Consider the following 3455-nt stretch of genomic DNA (forward strand, 5'->3'; position numbering starts at 1 on the left):
TCAATTATCACAATTCCTACACCGATCCCTATATAGCACTACGCATTAAAGTTAGGACAAGCCTCCCCATCTCCCCATCTCCCCACACCTCCCCATCTCCCCATCTCCCCACACCTCCCCCAATTCCCGATTCCCGATTCCCGATTACTTTGTGGTAGTTCTGAGGAAGCTATCATCAACAGGCAACTTTGGAGCTTTGAACAGTGGACAAGAATTGAGAAAAACACGATCAGCGAGCCCGTGGGTGGTGCATTACTCAGCATTCGTTTTATTTGAGTTAGGTCACAGGGTCGAAGCCTGTGCCACAAAGCTGATACGCGACACGCTGATACGCGACACGCTGATAGCTGACCCCGATTCCCGATTCCCGATTCCCGTTCCCCTCCTGGGAGGGGTTAGGGGTGGGTTCCGATTCCCAATTCCCAATTCCCGATTCCCGATTCCCGATTACAGCCAATTTCCCACTAAAACATAGGCTCCCCAGAACAATGGAGCTTTATAACCAGGTTCTTTTAAAAGATTAACTTGAGCACGGCGCAAGGCTTCAGCTTTGGTAACCGTTGCGCCAGAAGCAGCTAATTCTTCGTAAAAAAATGTCATCAGTTTAGCGGTAGATTCATCATTAATGAACCATAAGGAAGCCAGAGTGCTCCTGGCTCCTGACTGAATCGCTACCCCGGCCAATCCTAAGCTAGCACGACTATCACCATCGGCAGTTTTACAAGCACTCAGCACTAGTAATTCAATTGCCTCTAAACTATTTTCACTTCTGTTCTGGATGACATTGCTTAAATCCTTGATATTGATTCGCTTATCCCACGCCAGCAGAAAGGTCTCGTCTGGATCTGAACTAAACTGACCGTGAGTGGCTAAATGCACCACAGGAAATGGCACCGAACTGATTAACTCTTGCCATTTCTGACTGGTAAAGTCCTGATTGAGCAATTGCTGACTGGGAATTTGGGATTGAATTTCCCCTAATTCTGTTTTAACAAAGGGTATGTCAGCGAAACCTTGATGATCAGGCAAATCCTCACGGATGTCTGAGAGTCCAAAGGCTAAGGCATTTAACTCTACTTGAGCAAAGGGTTTGGGCTCCAGTAGACTCAAACCAGGAATCAGTGCGATCGCATAGCCTTTTTCTACTATATACTGTTCACCATCATGAAGGGTAGCCATGGGAACATTGCGAAATCCACCATCAAGAACAAATACTAAGGTTTTAACTTGATTGGCTTCGAGCAACCCTTCCGCCGGTCGAATTAACCAGTCATAAACCTGTTTGGATAAAGCTAGACTGTCTTTAGAAATAAAACGTTTTTCTAGCTGTATACGCAAACTTTCTAAGGTTTGCTCAAGTTTAGCTTTAGGTAAAGCAGTGGTATAGTGAATAAATTCTCCTGATTTTGGTAATTTCACGATCACCGCTAACCGGTCATCGAGAATAATCGGATAGACTAATGCTGCACTCGGATCGATTTCCTGCTCGGCCAATTCCACAATGTCAGAAAGGTTACACCCCAGAAAATTCTCAATTTGGGCTAGCTGGAGAGAGTCAATTGCTTCGGTAGCTTGCTTGAGCTTGTTATCTGGGATCCGGTTATCTGGGATCCGTTTATTTGCGATCGGTTCAGCGGTTTGCTCGTCCTGCAAAAGTAAATCGACTAATTCTCGATAGACTTGCTCAACATTTTCCCGAAAGGAAAACTGCACATCTGAACTGAGAGCCAGTAAATCTTGGCGGAGAGAATCTAGGGTTTTGACAGTGGCTTCGTAAGCAGTGATTGCTTCTTCAGTTTTTCCCAGAGCTTGATAAATTCGTCCTAACTGCCATTGCCATTGATAGGCAATGTCATCGGCTTGAATACCTTGAGCTAAGGTGAGGGCTTTTTCGGTAAATTCTTGAGCTTGATACCATTGCTGAGTTTGTTCATAGAGCTGACCCAGGGTACCGAGGGCATAGGATTCGGCTCGTTTATCGTCTAAAAGTTGAGCCTCTTGGAGAGCTTTGACTAAAGTATGGGCAATTTCGTAAGGCTGAAGGATAAAGGATGACCGCTGAAGATTGTCTTGATGCTTGTTCGATTTTAGATCATAGGTGATCAGACTTTCCACAAAATTGATTTGAGCATAGATTGCTGTTCGACTAGCTGGTAATTTAGTAATCTCGCTGTTGAGTAATTCCTTGACTTGGTCATTAATTTGAGATTTCACGTCTTGGATATTTGGAGCTTGATTATCATTATTATATTCATTTTTTAAGGTCTCTAACCAATTGTGGTAATCAATGAGTAGACTTAATCGCTGTAGTTTTGGTTCAATGTCTAAGCTGGTTGAAGCTGATAATTTGCTTGACTCTTGAAGAGATTCTTGATAGTATTTTATAGCATGATTAACCTGAGCAATAACCTGTTGTTTAACTTTTTTTTGCTCAGTTATCAAGTTGGTTCTGGTGTATAATTGTTTATAGTGGTTGTACCAAGAACGTTCTGTATCCCCCAAACTCAGTAATGTCTCTCGTTTTTCTAGAGGAGGTTGAGCTACTTTCAAACTTGCCTTAAGCACTTGCTGAGAGTGGTTCAAATCCCCGAGGAGACGGAGAGTATTCCCAAGGCTACGTAAGCCAAGGATTTTAATCTGGGGATCAGGGGTTTGTTGAAAGGTTTGCAGCACCGTTTCAAACCGTTCTTGATTGGACAAATCGCAATTATTGTCCAGCTTTAAGGCTTGTAATAAGGTTTTACAGGTGCGACGGTAAAGTCCTAAGGCTTCCATCGCTTGGGCTTGATTAATTAGGGTACCTGTAATGCCAATGTCATCCTTTAATTGTTGATAAATCTCAGTAGCCAATTGCCAGGCTTCTAGAGCAGTGTCTGGTTGTCCTAAGGCTAATTCTAAACTACCTAAGGTGTTGAGAGCTTGGGCTTGGATTTGCTGGTAGTCTGGGGTATTGCTGAGATCTGCTCCTGTCTCTAACAGGCTGAGGCTAAATGCGATCACATCTTCCGCATCAAACCACTGTTGCAGTTTCTGGTAAGCCAAGGACAGATAACTCAATGCCATCGCCTGATGTAGTATATCCCTGGGATTCATAGGCTTGTGCCGCTTGTTCCCAAGTGGTTGCTGCTTGATTAAACTGACCTTTGGTGTAGAATGCTCTGCCTTGTTCCACTAAATCTGACGCTGACCAATCTTGAGGAATTGGCTTAACAGTGCTGGGATAGGATAAGACCGGGAGGATGCCAATGGGGAGAACTAAATTTAGGAGAAAAAAAAGTAGGGCTTGGGTGCCAACTCGGGTCGCGCGAAGCATAGGGACGCTAAATCTAGGGTTTCTATTAAATTATCTCTTGAATAGAGTATGACGTTTCATAGTAAGGCTGAGGTATATCTAAATTTTTGTCATTTGAAACAGGCAAGATGCCTGTTCCACGCTGCATCCCGATTCCCGAAGA

At 43.8% G+C, this 3455-nt stretch carries 3 protein-coding genes; 1 reads left to right on the plus strand and 2 read right to left on the minus strand.

The window, feature by feature from the left end:
* The first annotated feature begins 247 nt into the window (after positions 1-247).
* Positions 248-475: a hypothetical protein gene (locus F6K20_RS29840; RefSeq protein ID WP_287297108.1), complete on the plus strand. Its 228-nt coding sequence runs from the start codon at positions 248-250 to the stop codon at positions 473-475.
* On the opposite strand, the gene F6K20_RS29845 is transcribed toward F6K20_RS29840, so the two are convergent.
* Together F6K20_RS29845 and F6K20_RS29850 are read right to left on the minus strand one after the other, a co-directional pair.
* Positions 448-3063, minus strand: a complete 2616-nt coding sequence (locus F6K20_RS29845; RefSeq protein WP_287297110.1) for a CHAT domain-containing protein — start codon at positions 3061-3063, stop codon at positions 448-450. The two genes, F6K20_RS29840 and F6K20_RS29845, sit on opposite strands and share 28 nt — an antisense overlap.
* Positions 3011-3313 carry a hypothetical protein gene (locus F6K20_RS29850; protein ID WP_287297112.1) on the minus strand — a complete coding sequence of 101 codons (303 nt, stop codon included), beginning with the start codon at positions 3311-3313 and terminating at the stop codon, positions 3011-3013. The genes F6K20_RS29845 and F6K20_RS29850 overlap by 53 nt, the downstream gene beginning before the upstream one ends.
* Positions 3314-3455 lie beyond the last annotated feature (142 nt).

The sequence above is a fragment of the Moorena sp. SIO2C4 genome (genome assembly GCF_010672485.1).
GTDB classification, from domain to species: domain Bacteria; phylum Cyanobacteriota; class Cyanobacteriia; order Cyanobacteriales; family Coleofasciculaceae; genus Moorena; species Moorena producens.